We start from the raw sequence: 18,276 nt of genomic DNA on the forward strand, positions 1-18,276 counted from the left end.
AATAAATAAGCAATACTAGACTGGAAACTACATAAACAGTAGACACTGCTTTCATTCACTTCCTTTCAGGCCGTCTTTCTTCTATTTAAACTGTACACAAAAGAAGTCGTCTTTATTCTAAAATTTTAAAAAAGCTTGAAACCTTTTTACGTTAAGCTCGTCTATATATATAAGCAGAAAACAAGTTTCCTTATATGCTTTTTTCTTCTTTTTTTTAAAGGCAATTCGGAATATGAAAGAGAAGGGACGTAACAGAATAGCACGGGAGAGATAGAGTGCAAATCTTGTGTCAGCTGTACCTGGAAAGAAATTTGTGAACGTTTGTGAACATTTTATCAATTTAAGGCTTGAAAATATGTAAGCGTGTTAATATAACATTAAAGAAAATAAGAATATGATAGAGGCAAAGATAGATAGGTTAGAAAGGATGAAACCATATGCCAAAATGGTTACGAAAAACGTTAATTACGTTAATCACGGTTTGTACATTCGGGCTTGTGACGCCGCCCAGTTACTTATACATTGATGAAGTAAAAGCTGATAAATCATCAAAAGAAGGATACATACGTCCACATGATCCGCATCCTATCGTTGTACAAGCCTTGGAAGCTGAACAAGAGGATGGACAGGAAGAAACGGTTTATGACGCCGAGACGTTTGTTCATTTTGCCATGGAACAGGCGGAGCGTCAGTCAATGGAAAAATTCGGATCCAAAATTGCCCCGGTCATAGAAGATGAATTTAAAGATGCCATTTTACCAGAGATTGAACGAGTTCTTGCAGATTTAGTCATCCAATGGCCAGAAGAACAATTTCGCCATTTACAGATTAGTGAAAAGCCAGCAGGAGGATATGGCGAGAAGATTTTCCATGTCTATAACCAGGAAACAGGCCAGGATTTGCTTCGTTTTCATGTACGGCGAGATCATCCGCCCCAAGACGGTTATTGGTTTAATTTCCATTATCATACATGGGAGGATCAATTCCAAAAACATTATCCTTTAGGTAACATTTACTGGGATGTAAACACACCGCCAAAATGGCTGAACTAAAGATCCACAAAGAATGGAGCATGGAGCTGTCCCATAAGTTTCGTACCGATCATAAAAACTGATGTTTACGAAAGGCCCCGTCACAAAATCCCCTGGTTTTAATGGATTTTCATGACGGGGCCTTTCAGGAGGATGACTCAAAAGGGCTGTTTTTTGGTCCTTTTGAGTCATCCTCTTTTTCTAAATATTACAATCTCTTACTTTTAATTTACTATGATACAATAATAAAAATGATAGAGTAAGAGAGGAAGTATATCATGAAAAAGAGATACGTGCTGTTTTCATTGCTGCTTCTATTATTATTGCCTGCGGTCACGTACTCTTCGTATGAACAAGATGGATTTCCTTTAAAAGAAAGTCCGATTTTTCGGGAAATTGTGTTTCAGCGAAGTGAAAATGCTTCTTTATTGGGAGAAATTGTCTATGTGCCGAAAGAGGCATTTCAGGCGAAAGAAGCAATGAATATGGTTACAGCGCTTTCGGCAATCAACCCGTCTATTCTTAAGGTTATGGCAGAAAAGCAGCTTCGCATTAAATTATTTACTGGAAAGTTGACGGATCAATACGCTTTCTCCCACCTGAAAGGTGTCAAGCCGAGAGGGTATAGCGAAAATGGACCAACATGGGACGGTGTACCGGGGGCAGGCGGGTCAGAAATCGTCTATGTGAAAATTGGAAGCAGTGCTAAAGGGAAAGGGCATGGTTCGGTAAACTTGGAGCTTCACGAGACTGCTCATACAATCGATAAATACGTATTAAACGAAATCCGGTCCCACCCTGATTTTTTGAATGCCTGGCAAAATGAGAGAGAGAGGCTTTTTCCAGGCAAAGGTTACTTTCTGATGTATCCAGAGGAATACTTTGCTGAAACGTTCGCAATGTTTTATTTGAGTCAGCTAACAAGAAATCAATTAAAAGAGAAGGCTCCTGATACGTACCGTTTTCTTCAAAAAGTGCTGGAGCAGCCAAAAAAACTTTTGCATCGTATGTGAATAAAATATGAAAAAAAGAGGGACCGAAAATGCACAAGCGTTTTCGGTCCCTCTTTTTTGGTATGTGGACAACCCTCCCACGAATAAGGTGATATAAAGGAATCTTCCGTCAATCAAGGTCTTACTCCCATGAAAATAAACGGTTGTACATCTGATTTTCATTGTGATTGGTGAAGCTTTGCATCATGATTGGCTGCCCGTTAATGCGGGATAAATGTCTATTTTATTTAAAGGGGTGTTTCACGTGCCGGATAAACAGAAAAAAACGTTTACTCGAATGAAGGCTTACAAACCGTTTCACAGTCGATTTGATCCATGTCCACCGATCGGAATCAAGTTTTATTCGACTCCTCCACAGCTTTATATAGGATTCCAGCCTCCGAATTTACAGCAGTTTTCACCGAAAGAGGCATTAATGAAAGGAACGCTGTGGCCCGCTTTTTATGATTTCTACGAAAATCCGTATAAAGGGAAAGGGAGGGATGAGGTGTGAAACAGCTGCCTGATGAGTATTATCAACGTTTAGAAGAAATTCAAGCTGTTGATTTTGTTCTGGTGGAATTGACTCTTTATTTAGACACGCACCCTGATGATTACCAGGCTTTGCAGCAATTTAATGAATTTGCACAGCAGAGCATGCAGCTTAAGCGGGATTTCGAGTCTAAATTTGGCCCTTTGCAGCAATATGGAAACAGTTATACGGATGCTAATTGGAGCTGGGGAACGAGTCCATGGCCATGGCAAATATAGAAGGAAGGGGAGAATATTATGTGGATTTATGAGAAGAAGCTTCAATATCCCGTAAAGGTAAGCACATGTAATCCGACGCTCGCTAAATATTTAATTGAACAATACGGAGGAGCGGATGGCGAATTAGCCGCCGCCTTGCGCTATCTTAATCAGCGCTATACGATTCCCGATAAAGTAGTGGGTCTTCTTACAGATATTGGAACAGAGGAGTTCGCTCACCTTGAAATGATTGCAACGATGATTTACAAGCTCACAAAAGATGCGACACCGGAACAATTAAAAGAAGCGGGGTTGGCACCTCACTATGTCAATCATGATTCAGCCTTGTTCTATCAAAATGCCGGCGGCGTTCCATTTACAGCTACATATATTCAAGCAAAAGGTGATCCGATTGCTGATCTTTATGAAGATATAGCGGCCGAAGAGAAAGCGAGGGCCACTTACCAATGGATTATCGATATGTCTGATGATCCGGATTTAAATGATGGGTTACGGTTTTTGAGGGAGAGAGAAGTCATTCATTCACAGCGTTTCCGTGAGGCGGTCGAAATATTAAAAGAAGAACGCGATCGTAAAAAAATCTTTTGAGAGGATAAAGAAAAGGCAGGGATCCTGTCTTTTCTTTATCCTCTTATTTTGTTATAAGTATAGAGGAAGGGTTGAAAATGATAGTGGATGGATTATAATATTTTAATAGTCAGAAAACTAAGTGAAAAAAAGAGGAGTTTCTTCATGAACACATTCATACAAGACAAAATCAAATCATTTCAAGAAAATTACCAAAACCGCGGCCGTCTGTTAATTAGCTGTCCCGACCAGCCGGGAATTGTCGCTGCCGTGTCCCAATTTCTATTTGAACATGAAGCCAACATTGTGGAATCAAACCAATATTCTACGAATCCTGAGGGCGGAACATTTTTTATTCGGGTGGAGTTCGAATGTGAACAATTAAAAGAACGTGAAGAGAAGTTGGAAGCCGATTTTCAAGAAATTGCTCAAAAATTCGAGATGCAATGGAACTTCACATATGGATATCAAGTAAAGCGCACAGCAATTTTTGTTTCAAAGGAGCCTCATTGTTTACTGGAGCTGCTCTGGGAATGGCAAAGCGGGGATTTAATGACAGATATTGCCCTAGTAATCAGTAATCATGAGGATTCACGTGAAGTCGTCGAATCGCTGGGCATTCCATTCCATTATATCCCGGCTAGTAAAGAAAATCGCCAAGAGGTGGAGCTTAAACAGCTTCAGTTGTTAAAAGATTATAAAATCGATTTAATTGTGCTGGCCCGTTATATGCAAATTTTAACGCCAAACTTTGTAGCTGCACATCCAAGCCGCATCATTAATATTCATCACTCGTTCCTTCCGGCGTTCGTAGGAGCAAAACCTTATGAGCGGGCCTATGAGCGCGGAGTGAAGCTGATTGGAGCGACATCACATTACGTAACGGACGAGCTTGACCAGGGACCGATCATTGAGCAGGGGATTGAGCGTGTAAACCATCGTGACGATGTAGAATCCTTGAAGAAAATTGGCCGTTCCATTGAACGAAGCGTATTGGCAAGAGCAGTCAAATGGCATTTGGAAGACCGAATCATCGTTCATCAAAATAAGACAATCGTATTCAATTAAAAAAGGCCTTTTTAGGTCTTTTTTCTATTTATTAAGGAGCTTTTTTCAATTTGCCTCACTTATATAGCTTGATTATATGGACAAATATCTACTATATTTTGGTGAAAAAGGTATTGTTCTATATTCCCCTCACTCGGGAAGGATGAGCTGTTTTAAATATACAATCACCCCCTATGCCAAAAAAGTAATCTCGTTTAAAATAGAAAAGAACGTTAATTAAAGGATGTGTGTGTGTTGAAGCAGTACTTAGAGTTATGCAAGCATGTATTAGAGAACGGAACAAAGAAAGAAGACCGGACCGGAACAGGGACCATTAGTACATTCGGTCATCAAATGCGCTTTAATTTACAGGATGGTTTTCCGGTTGTGACGACGAAAAAACTCCATTTGAAAAGCATTATTCATGAGCTGCTTTGGTTTTTGCAAGGAGATACGAATGTAAAATACTTACAGGATAACGGTGTCCGGATTTGGAACGAATGGGCTGATGAGAATGGCGAATTAGGCCCTGTGTACGGATACCAATGGCGCTCGTGGCCGACGGCGAATGGGGGCCATGTTGACCAGATGTCCAACTTGATTGAGCAGATTAAAAACAATCCCGATTCCCGCCGTCATATTGTCAGTGCATGGAATGTAGCGGATGTCGATAATATGGCATTGCCGCCATGTCACTGTTTATTCCAGTTTTACGTGGCAGATGGAAAACTTTCTTGTCAGCTTTACCAGCGTTAATAATGAGCGCCTTTACAGAGAAATCTGTATCGAAAACCTTGCTAAACGGGGAAACTCTTTCTCAAAGACAATCCCGTGCTAAATTTTATTCTTTGTAGGTGATGTAATGAAATATAAGTCGGAAGTTTACAAAGTCATTAATACAAAGAATAAATAAATGCCGAACGACTATCCCATAATGGGAGTAGAATCCAAGCGATGGGGATTCGAAATGCAAGGGGTCTCTAAAAGAGATCGTGATATAGTCTCATCCCTATGGTGACATAGGGCAGCCAAGTTAGGCGGGTTAAGTGTAGCGAACTTAATCGAAGATGATGTCAGCTGACGTGTTTTTAGGAGTGCCATTCAACATTGCATCATATGCGTTATTAACGATGATGATTGCACAAGTATGTGATTTAGAGCCGGGTGAGTTTGTTCATACGTTTGGCGATGTGCACATTTACTCGAATCATGTGGAACAGGTGAAACTGCAATTGACGCGCGAGCCAAAAGAGTTGCCGCAAATGAAAATGAACCCGGACGTGAAATCGATTTTTGATTTCAAGTTTGAAGATTTTGAGCTCGTCAATTATGAGGCACATCCTCACATTAAAGGAGAAGTGAGCGTATGATTTCATTGATTGCGGCGATGGATAACAATCGTTTAATTGGGAGAAATAATGACTTGCCGTGGCGTTTGCCCGCAGATCTTGCCTATTTTAAAAAAATCACAATGGGGCATGCCATCGTCATGGGCAGGAAGACGTTCGAGTCGATTGGCAAGCCTCTTCCCGGCCGTGAGAATGTCATTGTGACGAGTCAGCAAGATTACAAGGTGGAGGGAGCATCTATTGTCCATTCCATAGAGGAGCTTCTTCATTTGGATGAAGATTCAAAGGAAATATTTATTATCGGCGGAGCCCATTTATATGAGCAAACATTGGCACATGCGGATCGCCTTTACTTGACGGAAATTCAGGAACAATTCGAGGGAGATGCGTATTTTCCTAGCGTGGACGAGCGTGAGTGGAACATGATTTCTAAGACAGAAGGAATTAAAGACGAGAAAAACCCTTACACATACTTTTTTACTGTCTATGAGCGGGTGCAATAATCACTTTTTATAGAGACAAAGAACGTATCGGACATGAATAGCTGCTTATTCATGTCCGATCATGTTTGGGGATGAATATAAGAAATTCGGAGGAACGGCATGATACGCTCTATTTATTGGTTTATGTATTTTTTCGGTTTTTTAGTATACAGTCTGCCTTCTTTACGCAAAGTCAAATCATTGCCGAGTTCAATGAGTACAGCTGAAAGAGATCGTAAAATCCATGAGGTGCCGAAACGGTGGGCGCGAGATTTAGTCAACTTAACCGGTTCGACCGTGACGGTCAAAGGGGCAGAGAATTTGCCAGAGGGACCGGTTTTATTTGTGAGTAATCATCAAGGAAATTTTGATATTCCTGTGCTGATGAGCTCAATTGAAAAGCCATTTGGGTTTATTTCAAAAGTAGAGGTAAAGAAAATTCCGCTTGTACCAAAATGGATGGAAGTCATGAATTGCATTTTCATTGATCGAAGCAATCGCCGTCAGGCTGTCCAATCCATTAAAGAGGGTACCAAAGCGTTAAAAGAGGGACATTCCCTTGTCATTTTTCCAGAGGGAACAAGAAGCAAGGGAGGAGCTGTTGGTGAATTTAAGGCTGGCGGTTTGCGAATGGCACTGGATGCGAAAGTCCCGATTGTTCCTGTCACGATTAATGGTACATATAAAATCATGGAACAAAATAAGTTTGGGTTTACGCCTGCCCATGTAGAAGTTATGGTTGGCCAACCTTTTGTAAAACATATAGAAGAAAAAACGGATGGAAAAGAATTATCCCATTTTATCAGGGAAACCATCATTCAGAATTTAGAGAAAAGCTCGCTTAAATAAAAGAACAGCTCGATTAACAAAAAACGATGTTTCATGTTAATGGAGCCGTTCTTTTTTTACTTAATTCTACAGTTCTATCCCGCTCTAACAAGTGATAAAATGATTGAAATATCTTTATAATTGTTTAAAAAATTAGAAAAAATAATTAATTGAATGTTATTTCGTGATATAATGTACAAATCATAAGGGAAAACAGAGGAAGGAAGTTGAATATGGGACAACAAGTTGAAAACAAAGTAAAAGCAGTTCATTTAGAGGACATTTTGATTGCAAATCAAATGATTAAAGATGTCGTTATTCATACTCCTTTACAGCGAAATAATCTATTATCTGAAAGATATGAGTGTAACGTTTACTTAAAAAGAGAAGATTTACAGGCTGTTCGTTCATTCAAATTGCGCGGTGCGTATAATAGAATTAAAAAGCTAAGCGAAGCTGAACTTGTAAACGGAATTGCGTGTGCAAGTGCAGGGAATCACGCCCAAGGAGTGGCATATGCATGCCGACAGTTAAACATTCAAGGGAAAATCTTTATGCCAAGCACCACACCGAGACAAAAAGTCAATCAAGTTCAATTTCTCGGAAAAGAGAATGTGGAGATTGTGTTGATCGGGGATACATTTGATGATTCCTATGACAAAGCCATTGAGTGCAGTAACGCGGAAAACCGAACATTCATTCATCCATTTGATGATGTTGACGTCATTGCGGGACAAGGGACGGTAGCGGTTGAGATGCTGAATGATTGTGAAGAGGAAATCGATTATGTTTTTGCCAGCATTGGCGGCGGGGGGCTGATCTCCGGTGTTGGAACATATATCAAAAGTGTTTCTCCTCAAACAAAGTTAATCGGAGTGGAGCCTAAAGGAGCTCCGAGTATGAAAGAATCGATTATGCAAGGCGAAGTGGTACCGCTGCAGAAAATTGACCCTTTTGTGGACGGGGCAGCCGTTAAAAAGGTTGGATCGATTACGTATGAAATCAGCAAAGAAATTGTTGATGATATTGTTGTAGTACCAGAAGGAAAAGTATGTACAACGATATTATCTTTGTATAATGAAAATGCCATTGTGGCAGAACCCGCGGGAGCATTGCCTATCGCTGCATTAGATGCATATGCGAATGAAATTAAAGGCAAAACTGTTGTTTGCATTATTAGCGGGGGAAATAATGACATTGGCCGTATGCAGGAAATTAAAGAACGCTCGATGATTTATGAGGGATTGCAGCATTACTTTATTGTAAACTTCCCACAACGTGCAGGTGCATTAAGGGAATTTTTAGATGAGGTTCTTGGTCCAAATGATGATATCAGCCGATTTGAGTATACGAAGAAAAATAATAAAGACAGCGGACCGGCTTTAGTCGGTATTGAATTAAAAAATAAAGAAGACTACTTCTCGCTTATTGAGCGATTGAACAAAAAAGGGTTTCCGTTTACAGAAGTTAACAAAGACAGCAATCTATTTCATTTGCTTATCTAAATACCCAATCGTAAGGCGTAAATCCTTGAACAAGGCGCTCTTTGCCTATGTTCAAGGATTTTTGTGAAAAAATATATAATCTTAACATAAAAAGACAACATTCGAGCCTAGAATAGAGGTATAATAAAAGAAACGGGTGAAAAAGAGGATTGATATCTTGTTATTCAAAAGCCTAGAATTCAAACATTTAAATGAACAGAAGGTAAAAGTGATTGAAATTCCGGTATTGGAGGACGATAACCCTTATCGATTCATGATTTCTATTCGGCTTGAGGCATTTATAAACAAAATTTACAACAATCAGAACCCGAAAAAAGTATATTCTTTCAAAGAATACTTAAAGCGAGTATTGAAATGGAAACAATATGAACTGGTTTTTAAAGAAGATATTTTAAAACATAATGCATAGTACAATCGGTCTTCGTTTAAAGGCCGATATAGATGGTTTATTTTAGAAGCTGGAAAGAAGACATGTTGCTTATATCTTCTTTCCGGCTTCTTTTTGTATGGATTTAGTCCTTTTTGCAAGGGATAGGGCTATTGGCTTTATGTATTATGCGGAATAAGAAAATCTCCTTAGTTCAAGGGGATTTTTTGTTGTGGATGCTAAAGATGAGTGTTAATCTTAGTTGGCCTTCTTTGATCAACCTCTCTTTGCTTTTCTCTATCAAAGTTTTGCCCAGAGTCCCCCTACTTCAGCCGTAAGGTAAGTGGTGAGAGTATTCACATAGTTAAATATTTCTAATTTTAGGGAATATGATATAATTTTAAAATGAGAAGAGATATAGGAGATTGAGTGGTGGGAGAAATGAGAACTTATTTACGAAACTTAAGTGTATTTAACAAAACCGTATTATTTTCCACTTTCATCGTTATTTTGGTTGGCCTTGGGACAGCCTATATCAGTTATCAAACCCAAAGGAACGCCATTCAAGATGTGCTATCCAATCAGGCGGTAGGAACGGCAAATTTATGGAAAAACACTCTATCTATCGAGGATATAAAAATGGCGGAGCAGGCTCTAAGCCAATCAGACCCTTACATTAAACGATTAAAGAAATCCATTCAGATGATCAATACAGATCAATCTTCCTATTTAATGGCGTCTATACTATCAGCTGAACAGACAAGCAGAGAAAGTGTAAGAGTTCTAGTTACGGGTAATGAACGAGTAGAAAAAGAGCTTGGAAAAACGGGAATCTATGAAGCTCCCCCCGAGTATATGGGTGCTTACAATAGAGTCATTACATTAAAGAAACCTGTCTATTCAAAAGTATATACGGACCAATTTGGAACATGGATTACCGGATATGTGCCCATAATGGAAGAAAGCAATAAAGTAGCCGCCGTATTTACTATTGACATCGATGCAAGTTTGTTAGCTACGTATCAGCGAAAGCTTATTGCCTCTCTTGTTGTCGGCTGTATCCTGCTGTTCACCATTATTATTTTTTTCCAGGATTGGGGATTGAGAAAGCTAATGGCCCCCCTTAAAGAGTTATTGAATGGAATACAGCAGGTAAGCAAGGGGAATTTCCAAGTGCGCATGAGACAAATCGATAAATCTGAAATTGGAGATATTAGTTGGCAATTTAACGAGATGACGAAAAAATTGCAAATATTGTTTGATCAAGTAGCGGCAACGACGGAACACTTCGGTGAAAAAGTGAAGCCGAAAGAGCCGTTAAAAGGAATTGAAAAAGCAATTGATGAGATGGAAATGATTATTGAACGCACAAAGCTGCAAAAAGAACTGCAGCGTGCTGAAAAAATGAATGCGATCGGACAATTGGCTGCCTCTGTAGCACATGAAATCCGAAACCCGATGACGGTCGTAAAAGGTTTTTTGCAAATTTTTCAACAAAAGGAAAATTTATCCGAAGACGAGAAAGGATATGTACAACTAATGATCAGTGAAATAAGTCGGGCCGAGCTCATCATTAACGATTATCTTTCCTTGGCCCGCCCTGATATGGAGCATAATGAGAAGATAGATTGTACATCATGTTTGACAAATCTTGTAGAACTATTGTCCTCTTATGCGCTGCTTACGAACAATATTAAAATAGACTTGGACGTTCGACAAAAGGCATATGTAAAAGGGAGTAAAAATGAATTAAATCAAGTGCTGCTCAATGTGCTAAAAAATGGAATCGAGGCCATGAAAGATGGGGGCACACTGAAAGTTCACTTGTCGACAGATCTGGAATTTGTACATATAACCATTGCGGATACGGGCATCGGCATGTCGCATGAAGAGTTACAGCGACTCGGAACGCCTTTTTATTCATTAAAAGAAAAAGGAACGGGCATCGGCATGATGGTCTCTTATCAAATCATTGAAAAGATGAAGGGAAAGATAGCGGTTACCAGTCAAAAAGATAAAGGAACCACTTTTGTCATTTCATTGCCGCGTCAGCATACAAACTCGCCCAACGAAGACGCAATTGCTTAGGTCTAAAAACATGAAGATGGCTGTTCTGCAGCCATCTTCATGTTTTTAGATGTGACAGTAAAGTGAAATCGCTTTTCACGATTTTCATAGTTTGTTAAAATGGACGAAGGAATCATGAACTTAATAAGCGGGGAGTTTGAACATATTGAAGAACAAGAAAATAAAAGCTTGGTTTACAATAGGTATAATGGTTGTTCTGTTAACAGCATGCGGTTCGAAAATTCCCGATCCATTGAATTGGAAATTAGATGATTTTACTTATACAAACCAGGAGAGCCAGTCATTTGGTTTGTCTGATTTGCAGGGAAAAGTATGGATTGCTGACTTTATCTTTACAAACTGTGAAACCGTCTGTCCACCGATGACGGCCAATATGGCAAAATTGCAACAAAAAATGAAAGAAGAAGGATTGGAAGTGGAGTTTGTTTCGTTTAGTGTTGATCCTGAACACGATACTCCACAAGCCTTGACCGAATATATCAAGAAGTATAACGCAGATTTGTCGAATTGGCATTTATTAACGGGATACGATCAAGAAGAGATTGAGCAATTTGCGATGAAGCAATTTAAAACCATCGTTCAAATGCCCAAGCAAAGCGACCAGGTTATTCATGGAACGGATTTTTATTTAGTCGACCAAGAAGGGAAAGTCATCAAATCATATAGTGGTGTATCGGATACGCCATATGATGAAATTATTGAGCACGTAAAAGCCCTTCAAAACTAAATACGAAGACCTTTGTGGGCTTATTCGAGATAGAAGAATAAGTAGAGCAAGAATCAGTGGCGAATGTTAAAGATTAAATGGGATCTATATACAAGAACAGCTGAAATAGATTTTTTCGGTCTGTTTTTTCAAAATCACTATTTATGCCGATGAGTGAGGAAAATGACCATCGTGTAAATAGTGTTTTCTTTTTATTATGCAATGCTCTAAAATTTTTGAAGAAAGAGGCTTTTTAAAGTATAGGAGTGCAAGAATACAAGACTTTTTGCATACGATAATTACAAATAATTCCTTGTATTTCTTGATATTAAACGTATGGATACTTGACATGGTGTGATAACATAAAAAATAAAGTGAAGCTTAGACAAAACAGTAGGTGTTTGTAAATGAATAAAAAATGGTTTTATTGTTTCGTTTGCGCTTGTTTTCTTACGGCTTGTTCATCGCCTGCCTTTTTGATGAAACAGCCGCTGGAGATCGAAGCCAAACAGACAAACCTTCAAGTTAAATCTCATATTCCGAAAGGTTTTTTTCCAGTTGATTTAAATATCGTGGCCATTGGTGATTCTTTGACAGAAGGGGTTGGAGATTCGAGTAAACAAGGCGGTTACGTACCATATGTAGTGAAATTCATTTCAGAGCATAAAGCGGTTGACGATGTACGGGTAAGCAATTTAGGAAAGCGGGGCAATCGGACAGATCAATTGCTTGAACGGCTGAAACAAGAGGAAGTCGTAGCGAAAGTCTCTCGTGCAGATATTGTATTTATGACCATTGGAGGAAATGATATGATGAAGGTCGTTCGAGACTTTTTTTATAACATTTCCCTTAAAACGTTTGAGAAAGAACAAAGTAAATATGAAGCAAGATTGTCGCGAGTATTGGAGCGGATTCGTGAAATTAATCCAGGCGGCCACATCTATTTAATTGGCTTTTATAATCCGTTTTTGCATTCATTGAAATCAGTGAATGAAATTAATATCATTGTTAAACAATGGAATGAGGCAAGCGAAAAAGTGGCGGGACGCTATAAAGATGTTACGTATGTAAATGTAGAAGATGTATTTGAAGTGCAAGAGTCTTTATTAGCAAAAGACCAGTTTCATCCGAATAAAAAAGGGTATGAGTTAATTGCACAAAGAATTAATGAATACGTGTTGGAACAACAAGAGGAAATGAACTCCATTGAGTTGGCAAAGCCGGAAGCGGAGTAAGGAGCTAGTGAGATGAAGAAGTGGAAATGGTTATTTTTTAGTCTTTTAGCAATCAATGTAGTTTTTTTAGTTATTATGGCAGGTTTAGCTTTGCAGCCATCAAAAGAAAAGGAACTTTCCATACGACAAACAACAGGGCAGGAGAATGTATCTTTAGGCATTATAGCAAAGAAAGAAGATTTGACGGTACTGATTAATAAATACTTACAGAAAGAGTTCAATCATCAGCCGCTAAACTACGAAATTATATTGTCTGATCAAGTTGAAGTGTACGGGACGATTCAGGCGTTTGGAAACGATCTTGATATTAGTATGGATTTTGAGCCGGAAGTTCAACCAAACGGAGATCTTGTATTGAAGCAGGAATCATTGTCCGTCGGCAAATTGAGTCTGCCTGTTCGTACCGTCTTGAAATATGTGAATAATAATTTTTCGCTGCCACAATGGGTGCAAATCAATGCAAAAGAAGAATCGGTGTATGTAGCGTTACAAGAGATGGAAATGAAAAGCGACTTCCGCGTCAAAGTAAAGAGATTCGATTTAGAAAAAAATGATATCCAATTCACCTTAGCATCTACTGATTAAGCTTATCCCGCATTAACGGGAAGTAAGATTCCCACTGATGGAAGTTTCCTTTATTCAGTGATTATATGGAGGTTCATCCTTCGTTTAAAAAAGATCAAGTCTGAAATCAGGCTTGATCTTTTTTTACAATTAAAAATAGTGTTTATTAATATTGAGCAATCAATGCTTCTAAAGGAGGCTTGCCATTTGCAAGGCCTACAGCATAGATTGTGTAGGAGCGATTAGGCCGCAAGCGTATGGGAGGGAGTTCAAGAACTACTTTGTTTGTTCCGGCGAGCCGAGCCTCTAAACTCACTGTCATAGGACTTAAAGGCAAGTAGTCCGTTACTTCTTTAAAGGTGACATCCGAAAAGATGACGTCACCGTTTTTCACAGCTACATCAACGACTGGTGCGTCAGGAGATAAGTGAATAAAACGGACTTTTGTTTCACCCGGAGGAACTTCCTGATTATCGTAAATAAACAATAAATCTAGATTATCAAGCTTTCCAGCAGCGGCCACTGTATACTTGTGACCATTATTAAATGTGAAGGTTTCTGTTAAGACAGGCTTATCCGTCTTTCCAGCTGGATAAATGTCAATCCGATATTTACCGGCGTCAGGGAGCGGCAAATAATCTGTTTCTTGTTTGAAAGTCAAGTTGCGAATGATGCGCTTTCCATTCAAATATATGTCGACTGATGAGGCATCTGGAGAGGCATGGAAGATTCGGACCATTGGCTCACCAGTTTTCGGTTCTTCTTGGGTACGATTTGCGGTCATCATCATTTTATTCATATACTTTAAATGTTTTTGATAATACATAATATGAAGCTGGGGATTTAAGTATTTATAGTAGTTTGCCAGCAAATCGTACATGGCTGCCTTACGGGAATACTTATCGTACATAGGATCAACTCCTTTTATAGTAGGCTGAATCAAATATGATTTTAAAATAAAAACAAAGGCTGTTTTCGTAAGTGCAGGTTTTTTGGACCATCCATTCAAGCGTGACGGTTTAAATGAAAAAAGAAATAAATTTAGAGAGAAGCGTGGAAGTTAAAGACTTCACATACTTGCTACATCTACGTAACAAATATATGGCCTATACGGCGGACATATGATGCTTTTTTGAGTCTGGTCAGAATAACCAATTGAGTGGAATGAACATAAGATAGGAGGAAGAGAAGAGAAAAAGGAGTGAGGATATGCGCGCCTTTTACTTAACGATGATTCGTTTGATGATAATAGGATCCTTTCTTATCTTAATTATGAGCCATTTTACGACGTATACTGCCGCCATTAAGCATATGGAACCATCTTTATATGAATTAAAAGAAAAACAAATTTCGATACAAGAGAATGGAGGCGAGCAAAATGACGATTCCAAAAACTAATCGGTTATTTTCGGCCTTTCGATATTTGCTCGTTTTGTATGCGGTCTTGTTCGCTATGTTATTCTCTGCTCTTATTCCTGTGGTATTTGGATTCCAGGTGAGTATCGTCCATAAGGAAAGAAACATAAACAGTCAGGTACCAAACGGTTCTATCGTGATTTCTAAGCCATTGGAAAATGAAGAAGCCGTTTCAACAGAGTTGGTTTTAAAGCAAAAAGGTATGGGAGATCACCAGAAGCATAATCAGGAATGGATGCCTATTCTCATTGAAACAAAGTCAACATGGCCAGGAACAAATGAGGAACTATGGAAAGGAGCTTATTTATATCATATTCCATTTGTAGGGTATATGATCGAACCGCTCAAACAAGCCGTAACGCCTTTATTGATGTGTTGTATTTTACTTTATTTATTCACCTACACCCTGCACCAGCCTAAAAAAACAAAATGATAAAGAAAACTCCCGTCAAGGGTATAACGGATCCTTTAGAAGGATGACCGATAAGTCTAAAAAAGGAGAATTATATGGGTTTTAAACTGAAATGAACCGTCAAGTAACTGTTGGGTTTACTGAATTTCTCATGACGGTTCATTTTCAGGAGGGTGACTCCAAAGGTATGCTTTTCATACCTTTGGAGTCACCCTCTTTCTTTACTTTTTGTGCTTGTTACTCCTCCAGATAAGACAAATTTCATCGCATCTTCCGGTTTAACGTCAAGAAATTCTACATCTTCTTTTGGGATTAAAAAGGTGAATCCCGCTACTTGAAACGTCTGAGGGATGTATACGGCAAGGTGATCTTTCAGGGGGTCTGCAAACGCTTCAACCTCTTCTGATGTAACAAAGCCAATCACTTTCATGGACGTTTGAGGCAGTTTTACAAGGGCCACTTTTGAAAAAGATTTTTTCTCCCCAAGAAAGGATTGAAAAGTATCTTTGATAACAGAGTACAATGTTTTAATAAGAGGGATACGTTCCAAGAGACGATCAATCAAGCTAATGATTTTTCCGGTTAAAAATTGCGTTGATAACCAGCCGAGTAACGTAATAAGGGCAAGGGTGAGCAGAATCCCGATACCTGGGATATAATCTTCCTGTAAATAAGGTTTTAGGACGTTCCCGAGAAGACTATCCAAAAAGGTAAAAATTCGAAACCCCACGTAAAGGACAAGAATAATAGGAACAATTGTCAGCAATCCATTAATAAAGTTTTTTAAGAAAAATTTCACGGGAAAACTCCTCTTTCCTGATTGAAAATCGTTATCCATCTAAGTATATGGAGAGAACGGCATGAAAGCAATGGCTAAATGAAGAGAGCAAATGATGATTATTAGGTGAATGACTAAAAAAGATGAAAAAATGGGCGAATACACATACAGTCCAACCTTTGCCTACATACTGTATCATTGTAACAAATGAATCTAATATGTGAGGAGCGGTTATGATTATGCATTACGGACACTACAACCCATGCGGATGCGATTATGTTTACCCATATGGAGGTTATACACATTGTGAGCCTGGTTACGGCCATGGCTTCGCTTTAATTGTTGTCCTGTTTATTTTATTGATTATTATCGGAGCTTGCTGTGTGAAATACTGAAAAGGCTGAGGCAGTCATTTAAGACTGCCTTTCTTTCGGTCTATAAAAAGACAGCTTGTCCATTTTAAAATACTGAAAAAATAAACTTTTATTAATATTTTAATAAAAATGATACAAAACCACTGATTTCCATATTATACTATTAGGTAGGAACTCGTAAATGAGGGTGAATATATGGATAAATTCTTATTTCAAGAGTTATTTAATGTGTCGATTGTACCAGCACTTGTAATGAAACAAAGCGGAAAAATCTTATTTGTAAATGATGCTTTTTTGGCATTGCATCGACTCGACAAGACGTCTATCATCGGCGAAATTTTCAACGATGTTTATCATTTATTATCAGTGAAAAAAGAAGAAATTGTGGAGATGATGGAGAGCGACGAAAAGTTTGGTCTCATCAAAACGAACGTTCATCAGCATTTGTTACATATTTATATGCAGCGGCTTAGTTTGGAGGAGTACAAAGAGCCATTGCTTGTCCTGCAATGGAAAGAATTTTCACATAACATTGAAAAACAAGAAGAAATCATCCGGAAAATGAAACAGTATAAACAGTTTATCAAGCAAAGCCAGGATGCTTTTATCGTCACAATTAATGGGGTCATTCAATATATGAATCCCGCAGGTGCAAACCTCTTAGGCGGAACAAAAAAAGAAGAATATATCGGAAAGTCGTTTTTGGATTTTATTCATCCCAAACACCTTTCGTTTGTCCAGGAACGGATGAACCGCTTAATGCAGGGATTACCTATTGAATCAAGAGCGGAAGTGAACTTAGTAACCGGTAGGGGCATCGTTTCCATTGAATCATCTGCTACAAGAGTAAAATTTAAAGGCAAGGATGCCATTCAGTATTTTATCAGGGATATTACCGACCGGAAACATTATGATGAGATGGTGAATCAATCAGAAAAACTGACAATCGTCAGTAAGTTGGCGGCGGGAGTGGCTCATGAAATTCGTAACCCGATGACAGCCATTAAAGGCTTTATTCAGCTTTTGAAGGCATCTAAGCAATATAATGAAGAATACAGCGATATTATGTTGGAGGAATTGAATCGGGTAGAGTCGATTATTCATGAATTTTTAACGCTTGCTAAGCCCAAAAAAGAGAGTAATTATACGAAAAAAAGTCTTCAGCAAATTTTAAATCATGTCACGTTACTACTGGCGACACATGCAAGCTATAAAGATTGCCAAATTAACACCTTTTTACCCGAAGAGTCGGTAGATATCCATTGTGAAGAAAATGGCCTGAAGCAAGTCTTGATTAATATTATTCAAAATGGATTAGAATCAATGACAAAAGGGACATTAACTGTCATATTGGAGAAGGTGGGACATATGGCGAAAATCACCATTCAAGATGAAGGATGCGGGATTAAGGAAGAAGATCTTATGCGCCTCGGAGAGCCTTTTTATTCTACGAAGCCTTCAGGAACGGGGCTGGGTTTAATGATAAGTTACCGGATTATCGAGCAGCATGGCGGTCGTATAGCATTTTCCAGCGAACTGGGAGAAGGAACAAAAGTGGAAGTATTATTGCCGCTTATAAAGGAAAACGTTCAAGTCTAAAAGACGGTAACGTTTTCCTTCTCTTTTATAGAGGTAAAATATGAACATTTATTTTTATTTTCTTTTCGATATTCGGTTTTATTGTTGGCGGTTTTTTCTTTATCTTATATAGTGATACATGGTCAAAAAATAATAAAAACAAAAATAAATGAAAAGAAAATAAAT

20 protein-coding genes and 2 pseudogenes are annotated in these 18,276 nt (G+C 38.6%); 20 read left to right on the plus strand and 2 right to left on the minus strand.

Annotation, left to right across the window (positions count from 1 at the left end):
* The first annotated feature begins 437 nt into the window (after window positions 1–437).
* The 16 genes and pseudogenes from BK575_RS07065 (at window position 438) to BK575_RS07140 (ending at window position 13,553) form a co-directional block, all read left to right on the plus strand.
* Window positions 438–1,052: a YpjP family protein gene (locus tag BK575_RS07065; RefSeq protein ID WP_078409678.1), complete on the plus strand. Its 615-nt coding sequence runs from the start codon at window positions 438–440 to the stop codon at window positions 1,050–1,052.
* A gap of 257 nt (window positions 1,053–1,309) precedes the next feature.
* Entirely contained in the window at window positions 1,310–2,044 is a 735-nt protein-coding gene (locus BK575_RS07070) for an anthrax toxin lethal factor-related metalloendopeptidase (RefSeq protein ID WP_078409691.1), read from the plus strand.
* 277 nt (window positions 2,045–2,321) lie between these two features.
* Complete coding sequence (locus BK575_RS07075; RefSeq protein WP_078414682.1) at window positions 2,322–2,537, plus strand: spore coat associated protein CotJA; 216 nt, start codon at window positions 2,322–2,324, stop codon at window positions 2,535–2,537.
* A complete protein-coding gene (locus BK575_RS07080; RefSeq protein WP_078409693.1) occupies window positions 2,534–2,794 on the plus strand; it encodes a spore coat protein CotJB in 261 nt (86 codons plus the stop codon). Before BK575_RS07075 ends, BK575_RS07080 begins: the two co-directional genes overlap by 4 nt.
* An 18-nt stretch (window positions 2,795–2,812) precedes the next feature.
* Window positions 2,813–3,382: a spore coat protein CotJC gene (gene cotJC / locus BK575_RS07085; RefSeq protein WP_078409695.1), complete on the plus strand. Its 570-nt coding sequence runs from the start codon at window positions 2,813–2,815 to the stop codon at window positions 3,380–3,382.
* Between the two features lie 144 nt (window positions 3,383–3,526).
* The gene (purU, locus tag BK575_RS07090; RefSeq protein ID WP_078409697.1) at window positions 3,527–4,429 is read left to right on the plus strand and encodes a formyltetrahydrofolate deformylase; all 903 of its coding nucleotides are present in this window, start codon (window positions 3,527–3,529) and stop codon (window positions 4,427–4,429) included.
* 234 nt (window positions 4,430–4,663) lie between these two features.
* Window positions 4,664–5,161, plus strand: a pseudogene (thyA, locus tag BK575_RS07095) (thymidylate synthase); the annotation flags it as partial.
* A gap of 320 nt (window positions 5,162–5,481) precedes the next feature.
* Window positions 5,482–5,778 (plus strand): annotated as a pseudogene (gene thyA / locus BK575_RS07100) (thymidylate synthase); the annotation flags it as partial.
* Complete coding sequence (locus tag BK575_RS07105) at window positions 5,775–6,260, plus strand: dihydrofolate reductase (protein WP_078409699.1); 486 nt, start codon at window positions 5,775–5,777, stop codon at window positions 6,258–6,260. The pseudogene thyA (BK575_RS07100) and the gene BK575_RS07105, both read left to right, overlap by 4 nt.
* A gap of 99 nt (window positions 6,261–6,359) precedes the next feature.
* The gene (locus BK575_RS07110; RefSeq protein WP_078409701.1) at window positions 6,360–7,088 is read left to right on the plus strand and encodes a lysophospholipid acyltransferase family protein; all 729 of its coding nucleotides are present in this window, start codon (window positions 6,360–6,362) and stop codon (window positions 7,086–7,088) included.
* A gap of 212 nt (window positions 7,089–7,300) precedes the next feature.
* On the plus strand, window positions 7,301–8,572 hold the full coding sequence (gene ilvA / locus BK575_RS07115; RefSeq protein ID WP_078409703.1) for a threonine ammonia-lyase IlvA: 1,272 nt from the start codon (window positions 7,301–7,303) through the stop codon (window positions 8,570–8,572).
* A 157-nt stretch (window positions 8,573–8,729) separates the two neighbouring features.
* Entirely contained in the window at window positions 8,730–8,981 is a 252-nt protein-coding gene (locus BK575_RS07120) for a DUF2535 family protein (RefSeq protein WP_078409705.1), read from the plus strand.
* Between the two features lie 399 nt (window positions 8,982–9,380).
* Complete coding sequence (locus BK575_RS07125; RefSeq protein WP_078414683.1) at window positions 9,381–11,027, plus strand: sensor histidine kinase; 1,647 nt, start codon at window positions 9,381–9,383, stop codon at window positions 11,025–11,027.
* 187 nt (window positions 11,028–11,214) lie between these two features.
* Entirely contained in the window at window positions 11,215–11,754 is a 540-nt protein-coding gene (locus tag BK575_RS07130) for an SCO family protein (RefSeq protein WP_078414684.1), read from the plus strand.
* 386 nt (window positions 11,755–12,140) lie between these two features.
* On the plus strand, window positions 12,141–12,968 hold the full coding sequence (locus BK575_RS07135; RefSeq protein ID WP_078409707.1) for an SGNH/GDSL hydrolase family protein: 828 nt from the start codon (window positions 12,141–12,143) through the stop codon (window positions 12,966–12,968).
* A 12-nt stretch (window positions 12,969–12,980) separates the two neighbouring features.
* Window positions 12,981–13,553 (plus strand): YpmS family protein, encoded by a 573-nt coding sequence (locus BK575_RS07140; protein ID WP_078409709.1) that lies wholly within the window; start codon window positions 12,981–12,983, stop codon window positions 13,551–13,553.
* Between the two features lie 145 nt (window positions 13,554–13,698).
* Here the strand turns inward: BK575_RS07140 and BK575_RS07145 are convergent, their stop codons facing one another.
* Window positions 13,699–14,442: a DUF4397 domain-containing protein gene (locus BK575_RS07145; RefSeq protein ID WP_078409711.1), complete on the minus strand. Its 744-nt coding sequence runs from the start codon at window positions 14,440–14,442 to the stop codon at window positions 13,699–13,701.
* A 299-nt stretch (window positions 14,443–14,741) separates the two neighbouring features.
* On the opposite strand from BK575_RS07145, the gene BK575_RS07150 reads away from it, so the two are divergent.
* Both BK575_RS07150 and BK575_RS07155 read left to right on the plus strand, forming a co-directional pair.
* A complete protein-coding gene (locus tag BK575_RS07150; protein WP_078409713.1) occupies window positions 14,742–14,930 on the plus strand; it encodes a hypothetical protein in 189 nt (62 codons plus the stop codon).
* Window positions 14,911–15,381: a hypothetical protein gene (locus BK575_RS07155; RefSeq protein WP_078409715.1), complete on the plus strand. Its 471-nt coding sequence runs from the start codon at window positions 14,911–14,913 to the stop codon at window positions 15,379–15,381. Before BK575_RS07150 ends, BK575_RS07155 begins: the two co-directional genes overlap by 20 nt.
* Window positions 15,382–15,568: 187 nt before the next feature.
* Here the strand turns inward: BK575_RS07155 and BK575_RS07160 are convergent, their stop codons facing one another.
* The gene (locus BK575_RS07160) at window positions 15,569–16,159 is read right to left on the minus strand and encodes a DUF502 domain-containing protein (RefSeq protein WP_078409717.1); all 591 of its coding nucleotides are present in this window, start codon (window positions 16,157–16,159) and stop codon (window positions 15,569–15,571) included.
* Window positions 16,160–16,377: 218 nt separating this feature from the next.
* Between BK575_RS07160 and BK575_RS07165 the strand changes: the two genes are divergently transcribed.
* Window positions 16,378–16,533 carry a YjcZ family sporulation protein gene (locus tag BK575_RS07165; protein ID WP_078409719.1) on the plus strand — a complete coding sequence of 52 codons (156 nt, stop codon included), beginning with the start codon at window positions 16,378–16,380 and terminating at the stop codon, window positions 16,531–16,533.
* 174 nt (window positions 16,534–16,707) lie between these two features.
* Window positions 16,708–18,111, plus strand: coding sequence for an ATP-binding protein (locus tag BK575_RS07170; protein ID WP_078409723.1), 1,404 nt, complete (start codon window positions 16,708–16,710; stop codon window positions 18,109–18,111).
* The last annotated feature ends 165 nt before the right edge of the window (window positions 18,112–18,276 follow it).

The sequence above is a fragment of the Priestia abyssalis genome (assembly GCF_002019595.1).
Classification (GTDB): Bacteria; Bacillota; Bacilli; order Bacillales; family Bacillaceae_H; genus Bacillus_BA; species Bacillus_BA abyssalis.

Excerpts from the sequence above, each read along its gene's own strand:
- BK575_RS07065 (WP_078409678.1), top strand. The coding sequence starts at position 438 with ATGCCAAAATGGTTACGAAAAACGTTAATTACGTTAATCACGGTTTGT.
- BK575_RS07070 (WP_078409691.1), top strand. The coding sequence starts at position 1,310 with ATGAAAAAGAGATACGTGCTGTTTTCATTGCTGCTTCTATTATTATTG.
- BK575_RS07075 (WP_078414682.1), top strand. The coding sequence starts at position 2,322 with ATGAAGGCTTACAAACCGTTTCACAGTCGATTTGATCCATGTCCACCG.
- cotJC (WP_078409695.1), top strand. The coding sequence starts at position 2,813 with ATGTGGATTTATGAGAAGAAGCTTCAATATCCCGTAAAGGTAAGCACA.
- purU (WP_078409697.1), top strand. The coding sequence starts at position 3,527 with ATGAACACATTCATACAAGACAAAATCAAATCATTTCAAGAAAATTAC.
- BK575_RS07105 (WP_078409699.1), top strand. The coding sequence starts at position 5,775 with ATGATTTCATTGATTGCGGCGATGGATAACAATCGTTTAATTGGGAGA.
- BK575_RS07110 (WP_078409701.1), top strand. The coding sequence starts at position 6,360 with ATGATACGCTCTATTTATTGGTTTATGTATTTTTTCGGTTTTTTAGTA.
- ilvA (WP_078409703.1), top strand. The coding sequence starts at position 7,301 with ATGGGACAACAAGTTGAAAACAAAGTAAAAGCAGTTCATTTAGAGGAC.
- BK575_RS07125 (WP_078414683.1), top strand. The coding sequence starts at position 9,381 with ATGAGAACTTATTTACGAAACTTAAGTGTATTTAACAAAACCGTATTA.
- BK575_RS07130 (WP_078414684.1), top strand. The coding sequence starts at position 11,215 with ATGGTTGTTCTGTTAACAGCATGCGGTTCGAAAATTCCCGATCCATTG.
- BK575_RS07135 (WP_078409707.1), top strand. The coding sequence starts at position 12,141 with ATGAATAAAAAATGGTTTTATTGTTTCGTTTGCGCTTGTTTTCTTACG.
- BK575_RS07140 (WP_078409709.1), top strand. The coding sequence starts at position 12,981 with ATGAAGAAGTGGAAATGGTTATTTTTTAGTCTTTTAGCAATCAATGTA.
- BK575_RS07145 (WP_078409711.1), bottom strand. The coding sequence starts at position 14,442 with ATGTACGATAAGTATTCCCGTAAGGCAGCCATGTACGATTTGCTGGCA.
- BK575_RS07150 (WP_078409713.1), top strand. The coding sequence starts at position 14,742 with ATGCGCGCCTTTTACTTAACGATGATTCGTTTGATGATAATAGGATCC.
- BK575_RS07155 (WP_078409715.1), top strand. The coding sequence starts at position 14,911 with ATGACGATTCCAAAAACTAATCGGTTATTTTCGGCCTTTCGATATTTG.
- BK575_RS07165 (WP_078409719.1), top strand. The coding sequence starts at position 16,378 with ATGCATTACGGACACTACAACCCATGCGGATGCGATTATGTTTACCCA.
- BK575_RS07170 (WP_078409723.1), top strand. The coding sequence starts at position 16,708 with ATGGATAAATTCTTATTTCAAGAGTTATTTAATGTGTCGATTGTACCA.